General features: G+C 29.7%; 1 pseudogene. It reads right to left on the bottom strand.

The window, feature by feature from the left end:
• Window positions 1-1,198, bottom strand: a pseudogene (locus tag L8X30_RS07855) (hypothetical protein); the annotation flags it as partial.

Here is a 1,198-nt window from a genome sequence, read left to right on the forward strand (position 1 = left end):
TTCATTAAACTTATTATAATCTTCTAATAGTTTTTCTAACATAGCTATATCTACAACATATCCTTTTTGAGTGATATCTTCTACGATTTGACCAATAACTTCTTTATTGAGGTCGTCTTGTTCAAGATTTATTTCACCGTCTTTATAGTAACCTTGTATATAGCCGGATTTATTTAAAAAATCTTGATATGCTTTTATCTCATCATTATAAACATAAAAATTTATTTTATCGTAAAGCCAACTATCAATATTTGCATCAGATAAAGTTTTGTTTTTATAATATATATTTATATTATCCAAATCCACATAGCTTGTATAATCTTTTGAGTGTCCAAAAAATATTCCTATATTTTTTGAAGAACTAGTTATTGTAGTTTTTGGATCAAAATATATATAGATATTTTTAAAAATACCAGGATGGCTACCACCTGCACCATAAAAGCCTCCTGCATAAGATTCTCCTGAATCAACATGATTACTTATATTATAAATTTTATCTAACACTATATTAGTTGTAAAAGCTCCATCGGATATACCACCGACAAAACCACCTACACCAGATGTTGCTTTTACGCTACCATTATAAGAAATACTTTTGATGTTTTCTACTATAATATCATTTATTGATCGATGAAGCCTAATATATCCTGCAAATCCCCCTGTAGCTGATATATAAGAAGATGAAGAAGCTTTAATTGATCCAATGTTTTTTACAGTTATTTTAGAAATTTCTCCACCATACAATTCTCCAGCAAATCCTCCAGTAGCAATCCAATTATATTGTCCTATTCCAGTATAAAAATGCTCTATAGAGCTGATATTTTCTAAGATAATATTATCAATAGTTCCTCCTAAATTAAACCCTACAAATCCACCAACACGCCCATAACCTTGATTTTTTATATTAGCCTTTATTCCACCTCCCATATAATCTACATGTATATTTTTAAAAGTTGCATTTTCAGCAGCACCAAAGATGCCAACATCGTCATACCTATCACCATGATTAATTTCAAAATCAATGTTAATATTTTTTAAAGTATAGTTTTGCCCATCAAATATTTTATTAAAAGCCCCTTCAATTTTTGAACCACTAGAATCACCTTCATACCCTACTATCATAGATGTGCATTGTCCTGGAGCTATGCAATAATTTGCATAGTTTTGCCAATCTTTACCTTCTACCCCTTTACCTTGA

It is taken from the genome of Campylobacter sp. CNRCH_2015_0338h (assembly GCF_025772785.1).
Lineage (GTDB): Bacteria > Campylobacterota > Campylobacteria > Campylobacterales > Campylobacteraceae > Campylobacter_D.